The sequence below is a fragment of the Bradyrhizobium sp. USDA3516 genome (genome assembly GCF_057651995.1).
In genome coordinates, this window is record NZ_JBYGYN010000004.1 from 246,236 (window position 1) to 270,097 (window position 23,862).

The following is a 23,862-nucleotide window of genomic DNA, read 5'->3' on the forward strand; positions in this document are numbered from 1 at the left end:
TTCCAAAGAGAACATCCATGGCAGTGCATCAGGTCAATCCGGGAGGAAAGCTCGCATCGCTCGATCCGATCTGGGATCGGATCCGCAGCGAAGCGGAGGACATCGTCCGCCGCGAGCCGGAGCTTGCGACCTTCATCTATTCGGCGGTGCTGCATCACGGCCGGCTGGAGGATTCGGTGGTCCACCGCGTCGCCGACCGGCTCGATCATTCCGCGCTGTCGGGCGATCTCGTACGCCAGGCTTATATTGAGGCGCTGCGCGACGACCCCGATCTCGGCAACGCCTTCCGCGCCGACCTCGTTGCCGTCTACGACCGCGATCCCGCGACCTCGCGCTTCATCGATCCCTTGCTCTACTTCAAGGGCTTTCATGCCATCCAGACCCATCGCCTTGCGCACTGGCTCTATCTGAAGGGCCGCAAGGATTTCGCCTATTACCTTCAGAGCCGATCCTCGGCGGTGTTCCAGACCGACATCAATCCCGCCGCGCGCATCGGCCGCGGCATCTTCCTCGACCATGCCACCGGCTTCGTCTGCGGCGAGACCGCTGTGATCGAGGACGACGTCTCGATCCTGCACGGCGTCACGCTCGGGGGCACCGGCAAGGAGAACGAGGACCGTCACCCCAAGATTCGCCACGGCGTCCTGATCGGCGCCGGCGCAAAGATCCTCGGCAATATCGAGATCGGCCATTGCGCGCGCATCGCCGCCGGCTCGGTCGTGGTCAAGCCGGTGCCGCACAACGTCACGGTCGCGGGCGTTCCGGCCAAGATCGTCGGCGAAGCCGGCTGCGCCGAGCCGTCGCGCACCATGGACCAGATGATCAACGCAATGGGGCTCTGAGCGGGCCCTTGCTGCTGCGAAGGGCCGGGTTTTCCGACCCTTTTCCTTCCCGAATTCTTTGACAATTCGTACTGGCGGTTCGCTGCATCTCGTCCTAAAACCCGCCGACCATTTTCGATCGGAGACTTGCCGTGGACGTCAAAGAAGTCAGAAAGCTGGACGCATATCTGAAGCGCGTATTCGGCAATCCCAAGATCCGCGTCGTGCCGCGGCCGAAGAAGGACGATTCCGCCGAAGTCTATATCGGCGAGGAATTCATCGGCGTGCTCTTCGTCGACGACGAGGACGACGATCGCTCGTTCCAGTTCCAGATGGCGATCCTCGAGGACGATCTGGTCGATCAGGAATAATTGTTGTTGTCATGACGTCGTCGCGAGCGAAGCGGAGGCTTCGCTGTGCGCGGCGCTCTCTCGTGTCCCGGACGCACTGCAACGCTCCATAAGCGCGTTTACGCGCGTCTTCGACACGCTATGGCGTTGCAGTGCAGAGCCGGGACCCAGAAGCCACACACCCCATCTCTCCAGCATGGGCCCCGGCTCAGCAGCGCACCGTCCAAGTGACGCTGCGCTGCGTCCGGGGCACTCATCGAGATCGAGGCTATCTCCTTCGAGAGCTTTTCCCTGCGGCCATCCTTCGAGACGCGCGCTTTGGGCGGGCTCCTCAGGATGAGGGCGGAGTGCGCGGCAGCGGTTTCAAGAGGCGCTGACGCTGATGAGCCTCATCCTGAGGAGGCGCGTTAGCGCCGTCTCGAAGGACGAGCGTGCGCGCAGACTGCCGCAACGAGTCATGGGCGATAATCTTGGGCTAGGCAGCAACCGTGCGATCGGCAACATCTCGAATATCTCGGCAATATGCGGGTCATCATGGTGTACGAGCTGCCGCATCATTCCGGTCAGGAAACGATCAAGCTTCCATAGTTCTGCCCAAGCTTCCTACGCCAACACGCGCGTATCGGCGCGAACATTCCCGGAGCAGCATCCTGCTCAGCTATGCCTGCTCAATTGCAGATTTCAGCGTTACCAGCTCCGAGGTTGGTGGTCCTGCCAATGCTGCCCACGTCCAGTCGGCAGCCCGGCCGGACGGGACGACAGCCCGCGCTGCTGCAATAGATTTGACCCGTTGCCTGAGGCTTCGAAGGCGTGGTCTCGACCTTCTTCCGCTCGTCGTCTCGCCGTCTGGCGTCTTCCCGCGTTGCCACAGGCTTTTTGTCCGGCACCTTCTCGCATTCGTTGTCGTCGTTGATGCGATAGCCCGCGCGGCAGGCGATCTTGACGCAAGTATCGCCGTCCGCCTTGAAGCCGCGATTGCAGACCAGCGGACAGACCCGGCCCGGCTTGGCCTTGATGGTGTCGAGCGCCTCGAAGCTCGCGAGCTTGGGGTCGAGCTTCGTTCCCGCATGTTGGTTGAACAGCGTTAGGGAGCGTTGCGACGACGCATTCCAGTCGCCATCGGCGGCGGCCGCCAGACAACCGACGCGGCGCAGCTCCAACTGCACCAGCTTTGCTGTCTCCTGCGGCGAGAGACTGGGCGAGGATTGAGCTGGGGTAAGTGCCGCGACCTTCTGTTCTGCCTGCGCCTTGTCACTTGCCTGCTTTGCAGCCAGCTCGGCAGCCGCCTTCTCGTTCGCAATCTTCTCGGCGAGTGCCTTTTCGCCGGCCTGTTTGTCGGCCAGGGCCTTGGCCGCTGCCGCCTCGGCATCCTTCCTGCGCTGCTCGGCGGCCGCCGCCTTGGCTTCCTCGATCTGCTTGGCTTTCTCCGCCGCTGCCTTGGCGTCCTCAGCGGCCTTTGCGGCCGCTGCTGCTTTCTCCTGCTCGGCCTTCCTGGCGCGGTCGGATGCCAGCCTTGCCTTCTCCTCCTCAGCCTGTCTGGCCTTCTCCGCGGCGGCAGTGCGGGTTTCCTCAGCAGCGATCTTGTTCAGCTGGCCCTTGGCGAGATCGGCATAGAAGCCGCTCGGGAAGCGGTTGAGGAAGGCCGTCCATCCGTCACGCGTGCCGAGCTGAAGCGCCAGCTCGTAGTCGCGCCGGATCTCGCTGTCGGGATTGGCCTGCGGTCCGGCTATCACCGGCTTGGCAGCAACCAGCGGCACGTCATCGCCGCCGAGCGAGCCGTACACATAGGGCTCCTGCTTGTAGCCGGTGGTCTTGAGCACGTCGTCGCGCACGAAGCCGAACGCCTTGCGCAGGTCGAGCCCGGGCGTAGGGAGACGTTCGACGAGAGCCGCCGCGAACGGGCTGTTCTGGGAGTTGCCGTCCGATGCGGTCGAGCCCGCCTTCGCCGCGAAGGCAATCAAAGTGTTCGGGCTGGTCGGCTCGATCTTGGCAAGCCCGCGGCCGATCGCGCGTGAGGCCACCGTCCGCTTCATCGTCTTGGCAAACGGATTGTCGCGGCAGGCGTCCAGGATGACGAGGCGGAGTTGCTTGGCCGGCTCGACGGCAAACAGCGCGCGATCGAGTGCGACGGTCTCGTCCAGCACGTCGCCGTCCGTTTCCAGTGCGGCATCAGTCGGGATCAAATAGTTGGCGCCGTCCAGCTCGATGCCGTGTCCCGCATAATAGATGACGGCAACGTCGGCATTGCGGGTCCGGCCCGCAAATTCGCGCAACGACCTGCGCATGTCGGCGGCGTTGAGGTCGAGCTTGATGTCGACGGTGTCGAACCCGGCCTTCCTGAACATGCCGCCGACCAGCGCGGCATCGTTCGCGGGGTTCGCCAGCCGCGCCACGTTCTTGTAGGCCGAATTGCCCATGACGAGCGCGACGCGCTTCTCCGCCAGCGCAGCGCCGGTCCAAAGCGAAGTCGCAAGAATTAACAAAACAAATAGCCGAAGCCGCATTCCAGCCCCCGAATGCAATAGCGTCAGATTATTCGCAGTATGGCCAAATCGAATCTGTGCTCAGTGATGTTTATCACGCTGCCTCTCTCTGCCGCTGCTCAGTCGCACACTTCCGCTTGTGAAAATCCCGCCCCCCAGTACTGCTTGTTAGCAAGACGACAGCCAGGCTTTACCGGGCGACAGCCCGCATTGTTACAAGTCATTTGACCGGACGCAGACGGCTTGGCTGGTGCCGCTTCGGTTTGCTTGCGATCCGCGTCTCGCTTCTTGGCATCCTCGCGGGTCGCAACCGGTTTTTTGTCCTGCACCTTCTCGCATTCATTGTCGTCATTGACGTGATAGCCGGCGCGACAGGTGATCTTCACGCAAGTATCGCCGTCCGCCTTAAAACCGCGATTGCACACCAGCGGGCAGACCCGGCCCGGCTTGGACTTGATCATGTCGAGCGCCTCGAAGCTCGCGAGCTTGGGGTCGAGCTTCGTTCCCGCATGTTGGTTGAAAAGCGTCAGTGAGCGCTGTGACGAGGCATTCCAGTCGCCGTCTGCGTTGCTTGCGAGGCATCCGACTCGACGGAGTTCTGACTGCACGAGTCTGGCTGTCTCCTGCGGCGACAGACTTGGCGGCGATTGGGCAGGGGCCACGGCCGCGACCTTCTGCTCGCCCTGCGCCTTGTCGTTTGCTTGCTTTGCAGCCAGCTCGGCAGCCGCCTTGTCGTTAGCAATCTGGTCGGCGCGCGCTTTTTCGGCAGCTTGCTTGTCGGCCAGGGCCTTGGCCACAGCTGCTTCTGCGTCCTTCCTGCGCTGCTCGGCGGCGGTCGCCTTGGCCTCCTCGATCTGTTTGGCCTTCTCCGCGGCGATCCGAGCATCTTCGGCAGCCTTGGCCGCTGCAGCGGCTTTCTCCTGTTCGGCCTTCTTGGCGCGTTCCGCTACGAGCCGTGCCTTCTCGTCTTCGGCCTGCCTGGCTTTCTCAGCTGCGATGGCGCGGGCATCTTCGGCCCCGATCTTCTTCAACTGCACCCGCGCAAGGTTCGCGTAAAAACCCTCAGGGTAGGCATGGAGGAACGCTTCCCACGCGTCGCGATCACCCGCCTGCAGCGCCAGTTCGTAGTCGCGGCGAACCGCATCCTGGGGATTGGCTTGCGGCCCGGCCGCTACCGGCTTTGCCGGAACCAGCGCCAAATCGTCGCCGCCGAGCGAGCCGTACACAAACGGCTCCTGCTTGTTGCCGGTGCTCTTGAGCACATCATCGCGAACGAAGCGAAAGGCCTTGCCGAGGTCGAGGCCTGGCGTCGGCAAACGCTCTACCAGAGCCGCCGCGAATGGGCTGTTCTTGGAGTCGCCATCGGACGCCGTCGAGCCTGCCTTCGCCGCAAAGGCAATCATGGTATTCGGGCTGGTCGGCTCGACCTTGGCGAGGCCGCGTCCAATCGCGCGCGAGGCGATCGTCCGCTTCATGGTCTTGGCAAACGGGTTGTCGCGGCAGGCGTCCAGGATGACGAGGCGGAGCTGCTTTGCCGGCTCGACCGCAAACAGCACCCGGTCGAGCGGGAACGCCTCGTCGAGAACGTCGGTGTCGGTCTCCAGGGCGGCATCGGTCGGGATCAGATAATTGGTGCCGTCGAGCTCGATGCCATGGCCGGCGTAGTAGACAACCGCAACGTCCGCATCTCGGACCTTGCTGCCGAACTCGCGCAGCGCCTTGCGCATGTCGACGACGCTCAGGTCGAGCTTGATGTCGACAATATCGAAGCCGGCCTTCCTGAACATGCCACCGACCAATGCGGCATCGTTGGCGGGGTTCGCCAGCCGCGCCACGTTCTTGTAGGCCGAGTTGCCCATGACGAGCGCAACGCGCTTCTCGGCGAGCGCCGGTCCGGCCCCGATCCAGATCGCAACAATCAACAAAACAAACAGCCGAAGCCGCATTCCAGCCCCCGAATGCAATAGCGTCAGATTATTCGCAGCATGGTCAAATGCAATCTACGATCCGTGATGTTTCTCACACTGTCTCTCCAGCGGCCACTCAGTCGCACACTTCCGCTTGTCCGCCTCCTATCACGAAGACTGCGGTGCCGTAGTTTTGGGTTCCGATTCGACAGCCGGGTCTCACCGGCCGGCAGCCTGCGCTGGTACAAATGACTTGACCAGCCGCCTGCGGCTTCGATGGCGCAGCTTCAGTTTTCTTCCTCTCATCGCCTCGCGGCTTGGCGTCTTCGCGGGCTGCGACCGGCTTCTTGTCCTGGATCTTCTCGCACTCGTTGTCGTCGTTGACGCGATAGCCGGCGCGACAGGCGATCTTGACGCAAGCATCGCCATCGGCCTTGAAACCGTGATCGCACACCAGCGGGCAGACCCGCCCCGGCTTTGCCTTGATAGCATCGAGCGCCTCGAAGCTCGCCAGCTTGGCGTCGAACTTCGTGCCGGCATGCTTGTTGAACAGCGTCAGCGAGCGCTGTGATGACGCATTCCAGTCGCCGTCCGCATTGCTCGCGAGACATCCGACGCGGCGCAGTTCTGACTGCACGAGCTTGGCCGTCTCCTGCGGCGACAGACTCGGCGGGGATTGAGTGGGGGCTACCGCCGCGACCTTCTGCTCGCCGTCACGCTGAGCCCTCTCTTTGGCGGCTAGCTCGGCTGCCTTGTCGTTTGCAATCTTTTCGGCGAGCACCTTTTCAGCGGCCTGCTTGTCGGCCAGCGTTTTGGCGACGGCGGCTTCTGCATCCTTCCGGCGCTGCTCGGCGGCCGCCGCCTTGGCCTCCTCGATCTGCTTCGCCTTCTCCGCGGCGATGCGGGCATCTTCGGCGGCCTTTGCGGCGGCTGCAGCCTTGTCCTGCTCGGCCTTCTTGGCGCGCTCTGCCACGAGGCGCGCCTTCTCGTCCTCGGCCTGCCTGGCTTTCTCTGCTGCGATGGCGCGGGCATCTTCGGCCCCGATCTTCTTCAACTGCACCCGCGCAAGGTTCGCGTAAAAACCCTCAGGATAGGCTTGGAGGAACGCTTGCCATGCGTCGCGATCACCGGCCTGCAGCGCCAGCTCGTAATCGCGGCGAACCGCATCCTGGGGATTCGCTTGCGGCCCGGCCGCCACCGGCTTCGCCGGAACCAGGGCCAAATCGTCGCCACCGAGCGAGCCGTACACAAACGGCTCCTGCTTGCTGCCGGTATTCTTGAGCACATCGTCGCGCACGAAGCCGAACGCCTTGCGCAGATCGAGCCCGGGCGTCGGCAGACGCTCGACGAGAGCCGCCGCGAATGGGCTGTTCTTGGAATCGCCATCGGACGCCGTCGAGCCCGCTTTCGCGGCGAACGCGATCATCGTATTCGGGCTGGTCGGCTCGACCTTGGCGAGGCCGCGTCCGATCGCGCGCGAGGCGATGGTACGCTTCATCGTCTTGGCAAACGGATTGTCGCGACAGGCATCGAGGATGATCAGGCGCAGCTGCTTTGCAGGTTCGACGGCGAACAGCGCGCGGTCCAGCGCAATCGTTTCGTCGAGCACGTCGCTGTCGGTCTCCAGCGTCGCGTCGGTCGGGATCAGATAGTTGACGCCGTCCAGTTCGATGCCATGACCGGCGTAATAAACCACCGCGACCCCGGCCTCCCGCGCCTTGCCGCCAAAGTCACGCAGCGCCCTGCGCATCTCCGAACCGTTGAGATCGAGCTTGATGTCGACGCTATCGAACCCGGAATTCCTGAACATGCCGCCGACCAGTGCAGCATCGTTGGCGGGGTTCGCCAGCCGCGCCACGTTCTTGTAGGCCGAGTTGCCGATGACGAGCGCAACGCGCTTCTCGGCGTGCGCCGGTCCGGCCCCGATCCAGATCGCAACAATCAACAAAACAAACAGCCGAAGCCGCATTCCTGCCCCCGAATGCAATAGCGTCAGATTATTCGCAGCATGGCCAAATGCAATCTACGATCAGTGATATCAGTCACATATCAATGCGGCCATCATGCCCTGTTTCGCCCCGACGGGTCAATCATCTTTCGAAAAAATCGAAAAACGGTTGATGCTACCCACGCTTGCCTACTGTGCATGGGGTTGTTTTCGGGTTTTTGCTTTGGAGGCTCCAGCCGTCCTTCAAGCTCATGCGCAGCCGGGCAGCAAGACCGCGCTCAGCCCCGCGGCCCGCGCAGCTGCGCGGTCAGCCTGTCCATCGCCTCCGCCACCTCGCGCCATTGCGACAGCCAGCTCCTCGGAAAGCGGAAGGTGAGGTCGGCGCCGCCGACGCGGCGCTCCGAGAGGCACATGCCGGGCGTGGCCGCATCGCGGGTGCAGCGCGCGGTGAGCGCGGGGCTTGCAGCCGAATAGAGGTCCTCGCTGCCGTAGGGCGTGTCGGTTCGGAACATCCGCATCGTCAAGCCGTCCGCCGGCATCACTGCGGCCTGATCGAGATAGCGCGGATAGATCGTGGCCGTGCGCTGCTCGGGCGAGAGCGCATCGTGATGGGCTGCGATCGACAGGAAGATGCGGTCGATGGACTGCAGCGCCGCTTCCGCCGTGTCGGAGGTGACGTGCTTGGGCGGGCCGGGCGGCTCCAGCGCGGGGTAGAGGAAGTCGAGATCGATGCGCTCCTGCGGCCCCGAGTGCCGCTGGATCTTCATCCGGATCGCGGTCACCGGCAGGTTGAACAAGGTGCCGCCGACGCTCACCGGCAGCTTGTCCGGCGCGTTGGCGCCGCGGCTGCCCCAGGTCGGCCACAGCAGATAGGCGACCAGCGCAACCGCACAGGCCGCAGCCGCGCCGCCGAGCACGATCGGGACGACATGCGCCCGGGTGCGCGTGCGGGGGGACCTGAGGGGAGCTGCCGAGAACGATGTCATGAATGGCGCAAGTCGACCTGAGGTCGGCCGATGGCCGACGAATCAGCGGCGAATATGCCATGTGGCGGCGGTTTCGCGGAGCGTTCCCGGCCGCTTGGACCGGGGAGGGCCCTGCACGGGGCGGCCGGCCGCGTTAACCTTTCCTTAAGGATAATGTAGCGTTAACCCGCCCTCTTTGTCACAGGAAGGCACGCGCGTTGTGTAAGGGCGGAGCAGTTCCGATGACACCTGAAGCTCTCAACACCTTCTTCTCGATCGGCATCGGTTTCGCGCTCGCGGGCGCGCTCGTGAGCGGATACCAGGCGCTGGCGCAGCGGCCCGCCGGCTTCGGCCTGCTGCAGGACGGCGTAGCCCCGAAAACCTTCGCGGCGGTTCCATTCCTGGTGTTCGCGGCGCCCTTCATCATCATGCGCAACACGCTGCGCGGCGTGCGGGTGGAAAGCCGCCGCGTCGAGTTCGTGATGATGGCGACGGTCATCGCCGCCTTCTGGAGCATGATGAGCGGCACCTTCTTCCTGATGACGCTGCGCGCCGCCGGCCTTCTGGTCTGATCCCGCGCCTTGCGCGCGGCCGGCCCTTTGCGTCGCGGCTGCCGTTTGGCTATGCCAGTCGTCAACGCGACAGGAGATCCCCATGGCCATCTACGAGCTCGACGGGCAGGCGCCCGACCTTCCCGCCGACGGCAATTATTTCATCGCCGAGACCGCGACCGTGATCGGCCGGGTCCGCCTGAAGCCGGGCGCGAGCGTCTGGTTCGGCGCGGTGCTGCGCGGCGACAATGAGTGGATCGAGATCGGCGAGGGCGCCAATGTGCAGGACGGCTCGACCTGCCACACCGATCTCGGCTTTCCGCTTGTCATCGGCAGGAACTGCACGGTCGGCCACAACGTCATCCTGCACGGCTGCACCATCGAGGAGGGCGCGCTGATCGGCATGGGTTCGATCGTGATGAACGGCGCGAAGATCGGCAGCAACAGCATCGTCGGCGCCGGCTCCGTCATCACCGAGGGCAAGGCGTTCCCCGAGCGCTCGCTGATCATCGGCTCGCCCGCGCGCGTGATCCGCACCCTCGACGACGCGCAGGTGCAGAAGATGGGCAGCGCGGCGAGGTTCTACGTGGCCAACGGTCCGCGCTTCAAGCAGGGCCTGAAGCGGATCAGCTGACCTGCCGGCCGCGCTCGCCCACGCCGGGCCATACCGTAAAAATACAGCTTGGCGTTTTAATGCTCTGCTAGCGCGATTACGCTTATCATCCGGCGTTTTCAACCAGGAGGAGCGGCGCCATGCGTGCTACGGCGCTGGAATCCGGTTTCAGTGCCGGAACCAAATTTTTGAATAGATTAGTTCGTGCCGCGCGCGGCGCCGACACGCTGACCGTTGCAGAGAAGGTCTACAGCATCGCCGCCTTCCTGGCGATCGTCACCACTTTCCTGCTGGTGATGTCGGTCCAGTCGGTGCGCTTGCAGACGACCTATCGTCACATGCACGCGTCCTCGGCCGCAGCGGCGATCAACGTCGGGCGCATCAATGCGCTGATCTACGGCATCGTGATGGAATCGCGCGGCATCTACATGTCCGCCGATCGCAACGCGGCGAAGCAGTTCGCGGACGGGCTAGTCCGTCGCAACCGCGAGCTCGCTGAGGCCGTGAAGCGCATGGAGCGCACGGTGCGCGACGACGACGCCGAGCTGTTCTCATCCTTCCGCCAGCGCATCTTGCAATTCATCGACTTCCGCCAGGAGCTGGTGCGGCGCGGCCTCGAGATCAGCCCCGCAGCAGCCCGCGAATGGGGAGACAACGACGCCAACCGGACACTGCGTAGCCGACTGAACAGCGACCTCGAAGCGCTCGAACACACTTACGCGGAGCGCGCCCGTCAGGCGGACGAGCTAGCGGACCAAAATCGCTACGCGGCTTGGTATCTGTTCATGCTGGGTTTGGCCGCTCTCGTGCTCGCCGCGCTCAACGTCCTCGTGATGCGCGACTCGGTGCTGGCGCCGCTCGCAGAAATTTCTCAGGCCACCGACCGCATCGCGACCGGGGATATCAGGAGCGAGGTGCCGCACCTGCGCCGTTACGACGAGATCGGCCGTCTGGCCCGCGCGGTGCAAAACTTCCGCGACGCAGTCGCGCAGATCTTCGAGCTGGAACAGCTCGAATTCGATATCTCCAAGCAACGCGATGCCGCGATGGCGGAGCGCGACAAGTTCAACGACAAGTACCAGGCCAAGAAATGGCAGCTTTCGGCGGCGATCAACAGCATGCCGCAGGGGCTGATCATGCTCGACGGCAAGGCCAATGTGGTCGCGATGAACGCCAATTACCGGAAGATCTACGATCTGCCGGAGACGATCCAGACCGGATCGAGCCTGCAGGAGATCCTCGAGCACAGGGTCAACAGCGGATTGTTCAGCGGCGACGTCGCGAAATATGTCGCGGCGGTTCTCGACCGGATCGCCAGGCGCGAGCCGGCGGCGTCCGAGCTTGCCTTGAACGACGGCCGCATCATCAAGATCTACGAGCGCCCGATGGACGGCGGCGGCTGGGTGTCGGTGCAGGAGGACATTACCGAGCAGCGTCAGCGCGAGCGCATGCACGAGCGCATGGAGCGCTTGCTCGCCATCGTCGTCGAGAACGTGACCGAGGGCATCATCGCCAAGGATGCGCGCAACCTGCGCTATCTGTTCATCAACAAGGCTGCCGAGAAGCAGATCGGCATGTCGCGCGCCGAAATCGTCGGCAAGACCGCGCGCGAACTGTTCTCCAGGGAAACTGCCGATCTGATCGAGCGGCGCGACAAGCAGCTGCTCGCCCAGCAGCAGCAACTCGAGCCCATCACCGATACGATCAACAATCCGATCCGCGGCCGGCGCAAGGTGTCGTGGCGGCGCCTTCAAATCGGCGGCGACGGAGAGGATTCGCATGTCTTCGTGACCATGGTCGAGGATCTCGGGGCGAAGATGGGCGCGGCTGCGTAGCGGACGGGCAAGGCCGGCGCGGCTGCGGATGCTCGCGTGGAAGTGAGACAGCATGGCTGTCACGAATGACCGACTGACGGTAACTTGGTCCTTGCGTTGAAGCGTGGAGCAACCCCCACGCGGAGGATCAAGTGATGTTACGCAGGATGATGATGACGGCACTGGCCGTGGCGGCGGTCGGGCTGTCGGCGCCACAAAAGGCCGAGGCGCGCGGCGGTTTCGGACATGGTGGAGGCTTTCACGGCGGCGGCTTCCGTGGTGGCGGCTTCCATGGCTGGGGGCACCGTCCTTGGCATGGCGGCGGCTTCTGGCCAGGGGTCGGGATCGGGGTAGGTCTCGCCGGCGCCGGCCTGTACGGCGGCTATTACGGATATGGTTACGGCTATCCCTACTACGCCGTCCCCGACGATTATGGCCCTGCCTACAACGATGGCTATGGCGGCTGCTACGTCGTGCGGAAGCGTGTCATGACGCCATTGGGATGGCGCTACCGCCGGGTCGACGTCTGCGAGTGAGGCGAAATTGCCGTTAAAAAACAAGGTCGTTGACGCAGTATACCGTCAACGACCTTGCCAGCCCCGGATATTGAAATCGGCTCACGCCATCCGGTAACAGCGAGCATCGCGCGGAATCATACGGGCGAATGTGATCCAGTTCACAAGTGGCGAAAATAAAGTTCCCGCCTCGTGACCGGCTCAGCCGCGCGAGCGCTTGCGCGCGCTGGCTTGGACGCGGTGCCGCGCCGGTTTCCTGCGGGTAACCGATGGCGTCTCGACCTCGGTCGCCCGTGCACTGGCGAAGGACTGCCGCAGGCCGTCGATGGATTCGTTCAAGGCCGTAACCTGCTCCGACAGGCGCTTGGTGTCGGCCTGTTGCGCCGCCAGCAGCCGCTTCATCGTCTGAAGCTGGTCCTGCACCACCTGGAGCTGGTCGATCGATTCCTGCTGGGTCGCCTCCAGCCCCTTGGTCTTCTCAACCAGCTGCTCGGAGGCCTGGGCGGTGCGGGCCTGAAGCTGCCGCGATGCCACCACCCGGTCGCTCTCGGGGGCAGCGCCGGTATAGGCGCGCCAGATCGCGATCGACGTCACGCCCGCGATCAGCAGCAGGAGGGCAGCAGCGGTCAGCGCGATCGGCTGGGCGCCAAGGCGAAGGAGCGGGTTGGACGGCGTGTCCTGGGCGAGATCGATCATCGCTGACAAAACCCAAATTGAAACTTGGTGAGTGGCGAAGACCGGCAACCCAGAAGGGCCACCGGGGCGTCCCGAAAGCCTTACGTTTCGGCAAGGAATGGGACCAAAAAGAGGCTGAGCGGCAAAAAACCAGTGATCAGCGGCCCTTGCAGGCCCGGAGCGCCGCGCGGGGCAGGGATCAAGGCTGAAATTGCGAAAACGGCCCGGAATAGCTCTTCGCGCGCGGGGCCGCGTAGGGGCCGAGCCGGGAGGTCTTCAGCCCAAGCCGCACCAGTGATTCCGCCAGCGTCACGGCGGCCGCGACGCCGTCGACCACGGGCAGGCCGTGCGCAGCGGCGAGCTCGCTTGCGAGATCGGCCATGCCGGCGCAGCCGAGCACGATGGCTTCCGCGCGGTCGTCACGGATGGCGGCGGTGATCTCCGCCGAGATCTTGCCGAGCGCATCGATGTTGCGCTCTTCCAGCGCCAGCACGGGGACCTCGGCCGCACGGACGCGGGCGCAGCGTTCGGCCAGGCCGTACTTGCGCAGATTGTGCTCGATCGGCACGATGGAGACGCCGAGCGTGGTCACCACCGCAAAGCGCGCGGCAATCAGGCTCGCGACGTGGAAGCCGGCCTCGCCGATGCCGATCACCGGTGTCTTGGCGGCTGCACGCGCGGCATCCAAGCCGGTGTCGTCGAAGCAGGCGATGATGTGCGCGTCCGCGCCGTCGCGATCGGCCTCGCGGATGCAGCCGAGCATGCCGGGCACCGCGAAAGCTTCGTCGTAAAAGCCCTCGATCGAGACCGGGCCCATCGCCGGCTGACGCGCATCGATCACGGTGCCCGCGAGGGCAACGCTGCGCGCGGCAGCGGCGATCTTTGCCGTCATCGACGCGGTAGTGTTGGGATTGACGACGTGAAGCCGCATCGGATCAGGCGAGTCCTTATCTCAGACGAGTCCCTTGCCGGCGTCCGAGCCCTTGGCCGCCTGCCGCTTGTTGAGCACGTGGATGGTGCCGAGCGCAAGCGTGATGACCGTGAACGAGACCGCCGAGATCACGGTGCCGAGCGCGTAGATGTCGGGGTTGGTCACGGTGGTGGTGAGGCCTTGAAGATCCAGCGGCAACGTGTTCACCGCGCCGATCGCCTGGCTCGAGCGTGCGAGCTCGTCCCAGGACAGCGTGAAGCCGAACAGGCCGATGCCGATCACAGAGGGCAGGATGATCGGCAGCACGACATGACGGAACGTCTGCCACGGTGTCGCGCCGAGATCGCGCGCGGCTTCCTCGAGGCGCGGGTCGAAGCGGTTGAAGATTGCGAACATGATGAGCAGCCCGAACGGCAGCGTCCAGGTCAGGTGCGCGCCGAGCCCGGACGTGAGCAGGCCCATCGAGGTCTCGAAATTCTCGTTCCAATGCGCCTTGATCAGGTCGTCGATGATGCGGAACTCGAGCGAGATGCCGAGCGAGGTGATGATCGAGGGAACGATGAGGCTGGCGATCGCCGAGTAGAACAGGATGCTCTGCGCCTTGAACTTGCGCCGGAATGCCATGCCGGCGGCGACCGACAGCACGACGGTGACGATCATCACGACGATGCCGAGCAGAAGCGAGCGGCGAAAGGCGGCGCCGAGATCGACGATGCCGGTGCCCTGGAACAATTTCGCGATCCAGAAGGTCGAGACGCCGTTCATCGGGAAGGTGAGGCCGCCCTGCGGCCCCTGGAACGACAGCACGTAGATCGCGATCATCGGCCCGTAGAGAAACAGCACATAGGCCGCGAAGAAGATCGCGAGCACGTAGAACGAGCGCGGGCGTCCTTCCTTCATGCTCTAGAGCTCCTTCTTGATGTCGACGATGCGCGACATCATGGTGATGATCAGGAAGGTGATGACGAGCAGGATCACGGCATTGGCCGCGGCGGCGGGGAACTGCAGCGCGTTGACCCGCGTCTCGATGATCTTGCCGGCGGCGGCGATCTGCTGGCCGCCCATCACGCCGATGGTGATGAAATCGCCCATCACGATGGTGATGACGAAGATCGAGCCGATCACGATGCCGGGCTTGGACAGCGGAATGATGACGTTGACGAGGGTCTGGAAGCCGGTGGCGCCGGCATCATAGGCGGCCTCGATCAGCGACTTGTCGATGCGCACCATCGAATTGAAGATCGGCACCACCATGAAGAAGGTGAAGAGATGCACCAGCGCCAGCACCACGGAGAATTCGGAAAACAGCAGCCATTCGATCGGATGGTTGATCAGGCCCGTTTTCATCAAGCCCGAGTTGACGAGGCCGTTGCGGCCGAGCAGCGGGATCCAGGCGATCATGCGGATCACGTTGGAGGTCCAGAACGGGATCGTGCAGAGCAGCGACAAGCCCATCTGCCAGGTCTTTGACTTGACGTGGAAGGCGAGGAAGTAGGCGACCCAGAAGCCGACGAAGAGGGTGATGGCCCAGACCATGAAGCAGAGCTTCAGCGTCATCACATAGGTCTTGCCGATGGTGCAGAGGTCGGGAAGCTGCGCGATGCAGCCCTCGAACGTGTCGGTGTAGCCGCGGCCGGAGAAAGCCGGCAGCAGCTGGTATTCGTTGTAGTCCCAGAACGAGACGATGACGACGAAGACGAGCGGGATGAGGAAGAAGGCGAGAAACACCAGCATCATCGGCCCGGCCTGGAGCCAGGAGATGAAGGACGGCGACAGGCGCGTCGGTTTTGCGGCGCGCGCGGTGCCCGACCCCGGGATCAAGCCCGGGGCAGCCTGTTGCAGGACTTCTTCCGACATGTCCGTTACGCCGCGATGAACTCGTTCCACTTGCGGACCATGTAGTCGTTCTCGTCCATCACGGCGTTCCAGCACGCGACCCCGCCCATGCGATCCTCGTAGGAGCCGCCGTCACGCACCGCGCCGGCCTTTTCCAGCAGCGAGCCGTCGGGCGCCTTGATGTCCTTCTCGGCCGGCTTGCCTTCCATCCAGTAGGCCCATTCGTAAGGCTCCATGTGCGCCTTCGCGGTGGAGAGCACCGCGGAGTAATAGCCCTGGCGGTTGAGATAGGCTCCGGCAAAGCCCGACAGGAACCAGTTCACGAATTCATAGGCCCATTCGAGCTTGGCACCCGAGACGCCCTTGGATACGCAGAAGCCGGAAGCCCAGGACCGGTAGCCTTCCTTGAGCGGCTGGAAGGTGCAGGGGATGCCCATCGAGCGGACCTTGGTGACCGCCGGCGACCACATCGACTGAATCACGGTCTCGCCCGAGGCCATCAGGTTGACGCTCTCGTTGAAGTCCTTCCAGAAGGCGCGGAACTGGCCGGCCTTCTTGGCCTCGGTCATCACCTTCATGGTGAGATCGATCTCTTCCTTGGTCATGTTGCCCTTGTCGGCATATTTGTACTTGCCGGAGGCTTCCACGACCATCGCGGCATCCATGATGCCGATCGAGGGAATGTTGAGGATCGAGGCCTTGCCCTTGAACTCGGGGTTGAGCAGCTCGGCCCAGGTGGTGATCGGACGCTTGATCAGGTCGGGGCGGATACCGAGCGTGTCGGCGTTGTACACGGTCGGGATCAGCGTGACGAATTCGGTCGCCGACGTCGCGAACTTCTTGGAGTCCTTGCCTTCCAGATAGAGCACCTTCCAGGGCGCGGTGCCCTGGCCGCCGATCTTCTTGCCGCCGGGCGTCTCGCCCTTGGTGAAGACGGGCGTGATGTTGCCGAACTCCTTGATCTTCTTGGCGTCGAGCGCAAGGATGTTGCCCGACGGCACCAGCTTCTTCAGCGAGAAATATTCGGTGTCCAGCACGTCGAAGGAATTCGGCTGGGTCATCACGCGCTTGGTGACGTCGTCCGTGGTTGCGGTGATGTATTCGATCTTGATGCCGGTGTCCTTCAGGCACTGCTTGGCGATGTCGTCGCCCTCGTTCACGGCGGTGCCGAGATAGCGCAGCACCTTTGCATCGGCCGACTTCACGTAGGGAAAGCCGGTGATCGCGCCGGAGCCGGCGGCGAGGCCGGCGAGACCTGCGGTGCCCTTCAATAGCGTGCGGCGGCTGACGCCGGTCTTCCTGGTCGTCTCGGTCATTTCGCTCACTCCTCTGTGTTGCGCATTTTCCGTGGTGAAGGGTGCTATTGCAGGCGTTGCGCCTTGGCGGGATCCCAGGTCGCCAGCACGCGATCGCCCGGACGGAACGGATGCACGTCGAAGGTGGACTCGGGAACGTGGGAGAACAGGGCGGTGCCGTCGTCGAGCGTGAGCGAGACGGCGATGTAGGAGCCCTGGTACTCGGTCTGGGTCAGCAGCGCCGGCGCGCCGAAGGCACCGTCGACGAACGGCACGATGCCGAGCTGATCGGCGCGAACGGCGATGAGATTGCCGGCGTCGCTGAGCACGTTGTGGCCGCCGATGAATCGGGCCACGAATTCGGTGCGGGGACGATGGAAGATGTCGCGCGCCGTGCCCTGCTGCTCGATCCTGCCGTGGTTCATCACCACGATGTGGTCGGCGAGGGCCATCGCCTCTTCCTGGCCGTGGGTGACCTGGATGAAGCTGATGCCGAGCTCGCGCTGCAGCCGCTTCAGCTCGCCGCGCATCTTGACGCGGAGGAACGGATCGAGCGCCGAGAGCGGCTCGTCGAGCAGGAGTATTTGCGGCTCGGTGATCAGCGCGCGTGCGAGCGCCACGCGCTGTTGCTGGCCGCCGGAGAGCTGTGCCGGAAGACGGCCTGCATATTGGCTCATCGCGACCAGCTCGAGCAATTCGCCGGCGCGCTTGTGCCGCGTCGCCTTGTCGATGCCGCGCATCTTCAGGGCGAAGGCGACGTTGTCGAGCACGGAGAGGTGCGGAAACAGCGCGTAGGACTGGAACATCATCGCGGTGCCGCGCTTGGCCGGCTCGAGGTCGGTGACGTTCTGCGCGCCGAGGATGATGTCGCCTTCGCTGACCGCCTCGTGACCTGCGATCATGCGCAGCGTCGAGGTCTTGCCGCAGCCGGAGGGGCCGAGCAGGCAGCAATAGGTGCCGGCCGGGATCTTCAGGTTGACGTTGTCGACGGCCAGCGTGGCGTCGTAGCGCTTGGTGACGGCGACCAGTTCGAGAGCGGCGGGAATGGCCATGGCGTGTCCGAGGAGGGGCGATGCGTCCCGCCTCCCTCCGCAAGGTCCGTGCCAACAGCCCGGGACGGTATGAATTTGCAGAACTGTGCAGCGGAGTCAGATCGTTAGATCGATTCCGGCCGGATTTGTCCGACCGCTGCTTGTGCAGCCAGCTGCACACAAAACGGGCGAAGATTGTATAAAGTTTCGCCTGTGATTGGATACAGCTCGTCGACTAACATTGCAGGCCGAACGTTCGTCGATCGAGCCCCCACAATCATGGCCGCCAAGACCCGCCAGAAACCCGATGCGCCAGATGCGAGCGATCGCGTCAGCCGGATCCGGGAGGGTGTGACCGCCGCGATCCTCGAACATCGTCTGCTACCCGGCACCAAGCTCGGCGAGGACGAGATCGGCGACATCTACGGCGCGAGCCGGACGCTGGTGCGTACAGCGCTGCAGCAGCTTGCGCATGAGGGCATCGTCAACATCGAGAAGAATCGCGGCGCTTTCGTCGCGCGTCCGACGCCGGCCGATGCCCGCGAGGTGTTCGAGGCGCGGCGCCTGATCGAGCCCAGCATCGTCGACCGCGCCATCGACGCGGTCTCGCCGGCCTGGCTCGATCGCCTGCAGCACCATCTCACGGAAGAACGCGAGGCTGAGTTGCGCGGCGATGCCCGCGCCTCGGTGCGGCTGTCCGGCGAGTTTCATCGTCTCGTCGCCGAGATGAGCGGCCACAGCGTCTATCTCGGGTTCCTGAAGGAGCTGATCGCGCGCTCCTCGCTCATCATCCTGCTCTACCGCCGTCACGACACGCCCGCGTGCGGCACCGATCATCACGCCGGGATCGTCGCTGCGATCCGCAAACGCGACAAGGCGCGCGCGGGCGCCTTGATGCTGTCGCACCTGAACGAGATCGAGGCGGAGCTGTTCCTGAAGGATCCCGCCGCCGACGAGCTGCGGCTCGCGGACGTGCTGGGGGCATGAGAAGCTCCTCGCCAGCGCACGGGGTCGGCGGGTGCGGATGCTATTGTGGCTCCAATCCGAGATTCCTGATCGACTCCAGCCAGACCGGCCCTTCCTTTTCGTAGAGGACGGCCGAGGATGCGCGATCCATGGCCGGCGCATCGACGCCGAAGGCCTCGAGCAGCTTCTGGACACGCTCGGTCTTGCCGCCTTCGACCATGAGCTTGGCGAGCAGCTCGATCCGGTCGGGCGGCGTCGCTGCGGGCGCCACCAGGGCCGTGAAGCTCGTCAGCTGGAAGACCTTTCCGGTGACCCCCTGCTCGGTGAACGTCTTTGTTTCCGGCAGTTTCTTCATGCGAACCAGTGTCGGCACGGCGATCGCGCGGCCGACGCCGGTATCGAGGACTGGAAGCGCGGCCTGATAGCTGCCGGTCGCGGCCTGGATGACGCCGGCCGCCAGGTCCTGCCACATCGGCGCTTCGCCGCGATAGTGCACGATGGAGATGTCGAGGCCGTATTGGCGGTTGAGCTCGGCGATCACGATGTGCGCAAACGAACCGATCCCGTACGAGCCTGCCGTGACCTTGTTGCGGCGCGCATGTGCGACGAAATCTTCGATGGACTTTGCACCCGTGGCGGAATGCACGACCAGCGGCAGATGACCCGATGGCGTCACCGCGACGATCGTGAAATCCTTGTCCGGATCGTAGGCGAGCGACTTCAGCAGTAGCCGGTTTCCGAGCAACGTGGACGAGATCGTGTACATCAGCGTATGGCCGTCCGCCGAATCCTTGACCGATTGGGCAGCCAGCGCACCGCTCGCTCCCGTCTTGTTTTCGACGACGACGGGCTGTCCGAGCTTCTGAGAGATGTAATCGCCATAGGCGCGGGCGAACGCATCGGTGATGCCGCCGGCGGGCGTCGAGACGACGATCTTGATGGCTTTGCTCGGCCACGCTTCGGCTGCAGCCCCATCAGCCGTGGCCAGCACCAGGCCTGCAATTGCAGCGCCCAGCATTCCGACGAATGTCCTCACTTGCCCCTCCCTGTTGCGTCGTTGGGCGCCCTTTGGCCGCCGGGCAGAGATGTCACACGGGGACCGGAAAATAGAAACAACATTTCATTGTGTGAAATGGCTAGCTCTTGGCAGCCGCGGACGGGCCTGTCGCGGCAAGCTTGGCGCTGAGCGTCTCGGCCAATGCGGAGGCGACTTTCTGCATCTGCGGCACGAAGCGCCGGAGACCTTCCTCGGTGCTGACGGCTTCGCGCAGCATCATTACGTTCATGCTCGCGAACAGGCGGTTCGGAACAGCGACGGGAACGCCGATGGCCCAGACGGCGCCGCCGAAGATGCGGCGGCTGTAGCTCTCGTCCATCACTGCGAATCCGGCTTTCCGGATCGCGCGCAGCACCTTCGTGAGCTTGGCGGGATTGCGGGCGAGGTCATTCCAGGGCTCCGGGATGAGGGCAAGGCGCGCCGCGATGCGCTCCTGCTCGGCCGGCTCGCAAAACGCCAAATAGGCGCGCCCCATCGAGGTGCCCAGCACGGGAAAGCGAAAACCCGGGGGCCGGTGGAACAGCAGCGAACCGCCGATCCGGGTGGTGTGCGCGATCACCATGGATTCCTCGTCGAGCACGGCCACGTCCGAGGGCCACTGAATCTGCTGGCGAAACTTGTTGAGCATGGGTTCGGCGATACCGCCGATCCAATTCGGTTCGTCGTAGCCGGCGCTGAGCAGGAGCGCCCGTCCCGTCGGGGCATAGCTGGGCGGATCGGCCCGTCGCACCACATATCCTTCATGCTCCAGCGTTTCGAGCATGCGGACGATGGTTGCCTTGTCGAGGCCAGTCGCCTTGTGCAGCGAGCCCACGGTCGATTGCCGTTCCTGATTAATGACGCGCAGGACCTCGAGGCCTCTCGACAACGCGATGACGGGACGGAACGAGGGCATGGCAGCTCTTGGTGGGGACCGTGCCGCTAGTCAATGATGCAATCGCCGGATCAGTCAACAGGCCCGACTCCCCGGCGGGGAAGTGGACGGTGCAGCATGGGCTCCTCAGCGACCGAGTTCGCTTTCGGCGGCAAGCTGCCCCTCTGGCGTGATCTCGTATTCGCCGTCCTGCTTGGTCATCCATCCTGACCTGACCATCTCTCGCGCAAGCTGTATCGAGCAGATCGGATGATTGCCGCCCGGGTGATACAGCCTGTCGTTGCGCACGAGCAGGTGCCCGTACAATCGCGCCTGGCGCAGCGCCCTGCGCATCCCCGGTGATGGACTTTTCATGCCGGTTCAAGCGCGAGCACGATGAAGGTTCCAAAGAGATGACGATGATCCGAGATGCCGCCGCTCGCACGATAGTTCGACGCTGGCCGAGGGAACAGGTTTGTTGCGCCGCGAATCGGTGGCAGCCGCCGCATCCGAGGGTTCCCACTTGCTTCGAGCGGCTCCAATCCAGGTCTGCATGCGCCGAATTGTGACACGCCGGGTTCGCGCTCGGTTGTCGTATGTGGACGGGGATGCGTTGCGACGTAACCTGACTATTCCTCGCGCGGTCTATCGGCTATATGCTCGCGCCCTGTCATCGAACTGTCACGTTACTTCCCATGCTCAAGTCAGATTCAAGGCCGGCCCGCAAGACACCTGGCGCGCCGGATGGGAATCACCCACCGAAGGAGAACAAGGGAGCGCACATCGTTGCCGGCTTCCTGAGGCGGATCGAACCCGCAGGGCCAGAAGCGGAGCCGGTGATCAAGGACGCTGTGAGCGATCGGACGCCAGAGACGACGCCTGATCTGCAACAGGCTGAGCCGGGCAGCAACGCTCGTCCCGCCGCCGAAATCGAGCTCAAGCTTCTCGTCGGTGTCGATCGCATGGCGCATTTCGGCGCAGCGCCCGTCATCGCGGCGAATGCACGCAACAAGGGCACGCGCAAACGTCTCAAGTCCGTCTACTACGACACGCCCGAGCGGGCGCTGCGTCGCGCCGGCCTGAGTTTACGCGTCCGCCAGAGCGGCACGCGTTTCGTGCAGACCGTGAAGACCGAGGTTGCGGACGATCCGTTGCGTCGCGGCGAATGGGAAGCAAGCGTGCCTTCGCTTGCGCCCGACCTCGCCTTGGCGATGCCGTTCATTCCGGAGAAGCTTCGCGGCGATCTCGGCGCGCAGCCGCTCGAAGCGGTGTTCACGGCCGAGGTGCATCGGCATACGCGCATCGTCGAGCTGCCGTCCGGCACGGTCGAGGTCGCGTTCGACCGCGGCGAGCTGACGGCCGGCGACCGGTCGGTTCCTGTCAGCGAGATCGAGCTGGAGCTGAAGAGCGGCAGCGCGAGCGCGATCTACGAGATCGCGCTGCGCCTTGCGGAGCACGGAACGGTGAAGCCGTCCATCCGCAGCAAGTCCGCGCGCGGTTTCGACCTTGCCGCGGACCTGCCGCCGTCGGCACGCCGGCCGCACAAGCTTCGTCTCGATCCTGCCGTGACGCTCGACGAAGCCTTCGCGACAATCCTGCGCGCCTGCTTCCTTCACCTGCTGCAATCGCTGCCGGCGGCCGAGGACGGCCGCAATCCGGAGGGCGTGCATCAGCTGCGCGTCTCGCTGCGCCGGCTGCGATCCGCGCTCGACCTGATGCGATCGGTCGGCGCGCTCGGCAACCTCGAGGCGCTGCGCTCGGAGGCCAAATGGCTGGCGCAAGGCCTCTCCGCCGCGCGCGACTGGGACGTGTTCCAGCTCGATACCTTGCCGGCGATCGCAAGAGCCTGTCCCTCGGTCGCGGGCTTCGATGCGCTTGGGCGGGCCGCGGCTCAGCGTCAGGCGGAAGCCTATCGCGGGGCGCGCCATGCGCTCGATGATCGCCGTAGCGCTCTCTTCCTGATCGGCCTCGGCGGCTGGATCGAGACGCGCGGCTGGCGCAACGGTGTCGCGGCGGAAGATCTCGGCCGGCTCGCCGAGCCCGCCGTCAATTTCGCCCAGCGCGTCCTGTCGGAGCAGCATGCCAAGGTGCTCAAGCGTGGCCGCCGCTTCAAGTCGCTGACGACTGACGAGCTGCATCGCCTGCGGCTCGCCACCAAGCGGCTGCGCTATCTCAGCGAGTTCCTGCTGCCGCTCTACGAGGATCGCAAGTCCGCACGAAAATTCGCGCGCCGGCTCGCCGGCTTGCAGGAGGAGCTCGGCGTCTTCAACGACATGGCGGTGACGGCCTCGTTGCTCGACGGGCTCGGCGCTGAGGATCGCGACAGCGCCATTGCGGCGGCCGCGATCGCGGGCTGGCAGGCGCGGGCATCGATCGGCGTGCAGCAGGCTTGCAGGATAGCTGGCGGGATTTCACCGCCGCGCGCGTGCCCTGGTCGCGCCAGGGCACGCAGAGCTGATCGTCGCATCCCCAAAAAAGTTGCGCCCAGCCATTGGGGGATGGCTGGGCGCGCGCGAACCGGTCTGGGACGGGGAGGGGTGGGGATGTGACCGGGCCGCGTAACCTGTCGTCTCGTTCGTGTTAATCTCTCGCGCTGGCGGTGGAGACCGCCGGCTTGGTATCGCCCAGCGAGACCCAGACGTTGGGATCGCTCTGCGACTGGCGCTTGACGAAGCGGTAGCCGGTCTCCGTCCAGGCGAGGACGTTCTCGTTCTGATTGTCGAGAACGAACTCGCCCTTGTCGGTCTTTACCGTCAGCACCGCGTGGCCTTCGCCCTTCTTGTCGCGCACCACGGTGATGAGCAGGGCCTGGCGCGGCCAGCCGGCATCCATCAGCATCTTGCGCTTCAACAGCACGTAGTCTTCACAGTCGCCGTAACCGTCTGCCGGTAGCGACCACTTCTCGATCACGCCCCAGTGCTCCTGGTCGGTCAAAGGCTTGACGGTCTCGTTGACCCAGCGATTGACCTTGACGAGGTCGCGCCATGCGGCCTGTGACATCACGATGTCGCGCGGCTGCAACGGTGCGCCCTGGCACTGGGCGGTGTTGTCCGCGCAGAACTCGACCCAGCCGATCGGCGCACGCGTGGTGTCGCCGAGGCTCGCGTAGAGCAGACGGCCTTCGCCGGCCTGCGCTGCCGCGCTGATCCCGAAGAGCATGGCGACCAGCGCCAGTCTCTTCCCCTGTCCCCTGAAGTCAAACATTGCGGCCCCCGTTTCTTGTTGGGACCACATTTCGCACGGAGCTTTTG

21 protein-coding genes and 1 pseudogene are annotated in these 23,862 nt (G+C 64.4%); 8 read left to right on the forward strand and 14 right to left on the reverse strand.

The genetic code is table 11. The annotated features are described in order from the left end of the window. Positions 1 to 17 precede the first annotated feature (17 nt). On the forward strand, positions 18 to 842 hold the full coding sequence (gene cysE, locus AC24YW_RS15430) for a serine O-acetyltransferase (protein ID WP_145640657.1): 825 nt from the start codon (positions 18 to 20) through the stop codon (positions 840 to 842). Positions 843 to 973: 131 nt separating this feature from the next. Further along, positions 974 to 1,192: a DUF3126 family protein gene (locus AC24YW_RS15435; protein WP_007602550.1), complete on the forward strand. Its 219-nt coding sequence runs from the start codon at positions 974 to 976 to the stop codon at positions 1,190 to 1,192. 647 nt (positions 1,193 to 1,839) lie between these two features. Here AC24YW_RS15435 and AC24YW_RS15440 read toward each other — a convergent pair. The 4 genes from AC24YW_RS15440 to AC24YW_RS15455 all read right to left on the reverse strand — a co-directional run bounded on the left by AC24YW_RS15440 (position 1,840) and on the right by AC24YW_RS15455 (position 8,495). Beyond that, positions 1,840 to 3,675 carry a caspase family protein gene (locus AC24YW_RS15440; RefSeq protein WP_487483542.1) on the reverse strand — a complete coding sequence of 612 codons (1,836 nt, stop codon included), beginning with the start codon at positions 3,673 to 3,675 and terminating at the stop codon, positions 1,840 to 1,842. Positions 3,676 to 3,773: 98 nt separating this feature from the next. Beyond that, a complete protein-coding gene (locus AC24YW_RS15445) occupies positions 3,774 to 5,600 on the reverse strand; it encodes a caspase family protein (protein ID WP_487483543.1) in 1,827 nt (608 codons plus the stop codon). Between the two features lie 97 nt (positions 5,601 to 5,697). Beyond that, positions 5,698 to 7,530: a caspase family protein gene (locus AC24YW_RS15450; RefSeq protein WP_487483544.1), complete on the reverse strand. Its 1,833-nt coding sequence runs from the start codon at positions 7,528 to 7,530 to the stop codon at positions 5,698 to 5,700. 257 nt (positions 7,531 to 7,787) lie between these two features. Continuing rightward, positions 7,788 to 8,495, reverse strand: a complete 708-nt coding sequence (locus AC24YW_RS15455) for a hypothetical protein (RefSeq protein WP_487483545.1) — start codon at positions 8,493 to 8,495, stop codon at positions 7,788 to 7,790. Between the two features lie 221 nt (positions 8,496 to 8,716). On the opposite strand from AC24YW_RS15455, the gene AC24YW_RS15460 reads away from it, so the two are divergent. The 4 genes from AC24YW_RS15460 (at position 8,717) to AC24YW_RS15475 (ending at position 11,988) form a co-directional block, all read left to right on the forward strand. After that, entirely contained in the window at positions 8,717 to 9,046 is a 330-nt protein-coding gene (locus tag AC24YW_RS15460) for a DUF6949 family protein (protein ID WP_487483546.1), read from the forward strand. 82 nt (positions 9,047 to 9,128) lie between these two features. Further along, positions 9,129 to 9,659, forward strand: a complete 531-nt coding sequence (locus AC24YW_RS15465; RefSeq protein ID WP_487483547.1) for a gamma carbonic anhydrase family protein — start codon at positions 9,129 to 9,131, stop codon at positions 9,657 to 9,659. Positions 9,660 to 9,826: 167 nt separating this feature from the next. Beyond that, positions 9,827 to 11,473 (forward strand): PAS-domain containing protein, encoded by a 1,647-nt coding sequence (locus tag AC24YW_RS15470; RefSeq protein WP_487483548.1) that lies wholly within the window; start codon positions 9,827 to 9,829, stop codon positions 11,471 to 11,473. 134 nt (positions 11,474 to 11,607) lie between these two features. Continuing rightward, a complete protein-coding gene (locus AC24YW_RS15475; protein WP_487483803.1) occupies positions 11,608 to 11,988 on the forward strand; it encodes a hypothetical protein in 381 nt (126 codons plus the stop codon). Between the two features lie 180 nt (positions 11,989 to 12,168). Here the strand turns inward: AC24YW_RS15475 and AC24YW_RS15480 are convergent, their stop codons facing one another. The 6 genes from AC24YW_RS15480 to AC24YW_RS15505 all read right to left on the reverse strand — a co-directional run bounded on the left by AC24YW_RS15480 (position 12,169) and on the right by AC24YW_RS15505 (position 17,756). Beyond that, a complete protein-coding gene (locus AC24YW_RS15480; RefSeq protein ID WP_487483549.1) occupies positions 12,169 to 12,663 on the reverse strand; it encodes a hypothetical protein in 495 nt (164 codons plus the stop codon). A gap of 178 nt (positions 12,664 to 12,841) precedes the next feature. Then, positions 12,842 to 13,573: an aspartate/glutamate racemase family protein gene (locus tag AC24YW_RS15485; protein ID WP_487483550.1), complete on the reverse strand. Its 732-nt coding sequence runs from the start codon at positions 13,571 to 13,573 to the stop codon at positions 12,842 to 12,844. Between the two features lie 21 nt (positions 13,574 to 13,594). Then, positions 13,595 to 14,473, reverse strand: coding sequence for an ABC transporter permease (locus AC24YW_RS15490; protein ID WP_025037151.1), 879 nt, complete (start codon positions 14,471 to 14,473; stop codon positions 13,595 to 13,597). 3 nt (positions 14,474 to 14,476) lie between these two features. Next, positions 14,477 to 15,430 (reverse strand): ABC transporter permease, encoded by a 954-nt coding sequence (locus tag AC24YW_RS15495; RefSeq protein WP_487483551.1) that lies wholly within the window; start codon positions 15,428 to 15,430, stop codon positions 14,477 to 14,479. A 5-nt stretch (positions 15,431 to 15,435) separates the two neighbouring features. Next, on the reverse strand, positions 15,436 to 16,725 hold the full coding sequence (locus tag AC24YW_RS15500) for an ABC transporter substrate-binding protein (RefSeq protein ID WP_036029687.1): 1,290 nt from the start codon (positions 16,723 to 16,725) through the stop codon (positions 15,436 to 15,438). Positions 16,726 to 16,769: 44 nt separating this feature from the next. Further along, positions 16,770 to 17,756 carry an ABC transporter ATP-binding protein gene (locus AC24YW_RS15505; RefSeq protein WP_404651121.1) on the reverse strand — a complete coding sequence of 329 codons (987 nt, stop codon included), beginning with the start codon at positions 17,754 to 17,756 and terminating at the stop codon, positions 16,770 to 16,772. 258 nt (positions 17,757 to 18,014) lie between these two features. Here AC24YW_RS15505 and AC24YW_RS15510 point away from each other — a divergent pair, with 258 nt between their 5' ends. Then, the gene (locus AC24YW_RS15510; RefSeq protein WP_487483552.1) at positions 18,015 to 18,722 is read left to right on the forward strand and encodes a GntR family transcriptional regulator; all 708 of its coding nucleotides are present in this window, start codon (positions 18,015 to 18,017) and stop codon (positions 18,720 to 18,722) included. A gap of 40 nt (positions 18,723 to 18,762) precedes the next feature. Here the strand turns inward: AC24YW_RS15510 and AC24YW_RS15515 are convergent, their stop codons facing one another. The 3 genes from AC24YW_RS15515 to AC24YW_RS15525 all read right to left on the reverse strand — a co-directional run bounded on the left by AC24YW_RS15515 (position 18,763) and on the right by AC24YW_RS15525 (position 20,965). Then, positions 18,763 to 19,737, reverse strand: a complete 975-nt coding sequence (locus AC24YW_RS15515) for a Bug family tripartite tricarboxylate transporter substrate binding protein (RefSeq protein ID WP_487483553.1) — start codon at positions 19,735 to 19,737, stop codon at positions 18,763 to 18,765. A gap of 100 nt (positions 19,738 to 19,837) precedes the next feature. Beyond that, positions 19,838 to 20,653: a helix-turn-helix domain-containing protein gene (locus AC24YW_RS15520; RefSeq protein ID WP_487483554.1), complete on the reverse strand. Its 816-nt coding sequence runs from the start codon at positions 20,651 to 20,653 to the stop codon at positions 19,838 to 19,840. A gap of 105 nt (positions 20,654 to 20,758) precedes the next feature. Then, a complete protein-coding gene (locus tag AC24YW_RS15525) occupies positions 20,759 to 20,965 on the reverse strand; it encodes a hypothetical protein (protein ID WP_487483555.1) in 207 nt (68 codons plus the stop codon). A gap of 341 nt (positions 20,966 to 21,306) precedes the next feature. Between AC24YW_RS15525 and AC24YW_RS15530 the strand changes: the two are divergent. Further along, positions 21,307 to 23,069, forward strand: a pseudogene (locus tag AC24YW_RS15530) (CYTH and CHAD domain-containing protein). 122 nt (positions 23,070 to 23,191) lie between these two features. Here AC24YW_RS15530 and AC24YW_RS15535 read toward each other — a convergent pair. Then, the gene (locus AC24YW_RS15535; protein WP_487483556.1) at positions 23,192 to 23,815 is read right to left on the reverse strand and encodes a transglutaminase-like cysteine peptidase; all 624 of its coding nucleotides are present in this window, start codon (positions 23,813 to 23,815) and stop codon (positions 23,192 to 23,194) included. Between the last annotated feature and the right edge of the window lie 47 nt (positions 23,816 to 23,862).

Excerpts from the sequence above, each read along its gene's own strand:
- AC24YW_RS15450 (WP_487483544.1), bottom strand. The coding sequence starts at position 7,530 with ATGCGGCTTCGGCTGTTTGTTTTGTTGATTGTTGCGATCTGGATCGGG.
- AC24YW_RS15465 (WP_487483547.1), top strand. The coding sequence starts at position 9,129 with ATGGCCATCTACGAGCTCGACGGGCAGGCGCCCGACCTTCCCGCCGAC.
- AC24YW_RS15480 (WP_487483549.1), bottom strand. The coding sequence starts at position 12,663 with ATGATCGATCTCGCCCAGGACACGCCGTCCAACCCGCTCCTTCGCCTT.
- AC24YW_RS15445 (WP_487483543.1), bottom strand. The coding sequence starts at position 5,600 with ATGCGGCTTCGGCTGTTTGTTTTGTTGATTGTTGCGATCTGGATCGGG.
- AC24YW_RS15525 (WP_487483555.1), bottom strand. The coding sequence starts at position 20,965 with ATGCGCAGGGCGCTGCGCCAGGCGCGATTGTACGGGCACCTGCTCGTG.
- AC24YW_RS15505 (WP_404651121.1), bottom strand. The coding sequence starts at position 17,756 with ATGGCCATTCCCGCCGCTCTCGAACTGGTCGCCGTCACCAAGCGCTAC.
- AC24YW_RS15520 (WP_487483554.1), bottom strand. The coding sequence starts at position 20,653 with ATGCCCTCGTTCCGTCCCGTCATCGCGTTGTCGAGAGGCCTCGAGGTC.
- cysE (WP_145640657.1), top strand. The coding sequence starts at position 18 with ATGGCAGTGCATCAGGTCAATCCGGGAGGAAAGCTCGCATCGCTCGAT.
- AC24YW_RS15460 (WP_487483546.1), top strand. The coding sequence starts at position 8,717 with ATGACACCTGAAGCTCTCAACACCTTCTTCTCGATCGGCATCGGTTTC.
- AC24YW_RS15495 (WP_487483551.1), bottom strand. The coding sequence starts at position 15,430 with ATGTCGGAAGAAGTCCTGCAACAGGCTGCCCCGGGCTTGATCCCGGGG.
- AC24YW_RS15440 (WP_487483542.1), bottom strand. The coding sequence starts at position 3,675 with ATGCGGCTTCGGCTATTTGTTTTGTTAATTCTTGCGACTTCGCTTTGG.
- AC24YW_RS15510 (WP_487483552.1), top strand. The coding sequence starts at position 18,015 with ATGGCCGCCAAGACCCGCCAGAAACCCGATGCGCCAGATGCGAGCGAT.
- AC24YW_RS15455 (WP_487483545.1), bottom strand. The coding sequence starts at position 8,495 with ATGACATCGTTCTCGGCAGCTCCCCTCAGGTCCCCCCGCACGCGCACC.
- AC24YW_RS15490 (WP_025037151.1), bottom strand. The coding sequence starts at position 14,473 with ATGAAGGAAGGACGCCCGCGCTCGTTCTACGTGCTCGCGATCTTCTTC.
- AC24YW_RS15485 (WP_487483550.1), bottom strand. The coding sequence starts at position 13,573 with ATGCGGCTTCACGTCGTCAATCCCAACACTACCGCGTCGATGACGGCA.
- AC24YW_RS15500 (WP_036029687.1), bottom strand. The coding sequence starts at position 16,725 with ATGACCGAGACGACCAGGAAGACCGGCGTCAGCCGCCGCACGCTATTG.
- AC24YW_RS15475 (WP_487483803.1), top strand. The coding sequence starts at position 11,608 with ATGTTACGCAGGATGATGATGACGGCACTGGCCGTGGCGGCGGTCGGG.
- AC24YW_RS15535 (WP_487483556.1), bottom strand. The coding sequence starts at position 23,815 with ATGTTTGACTTCAGGGGACAGGGGAAGAGACTGGCGCTGGTCGCCATG.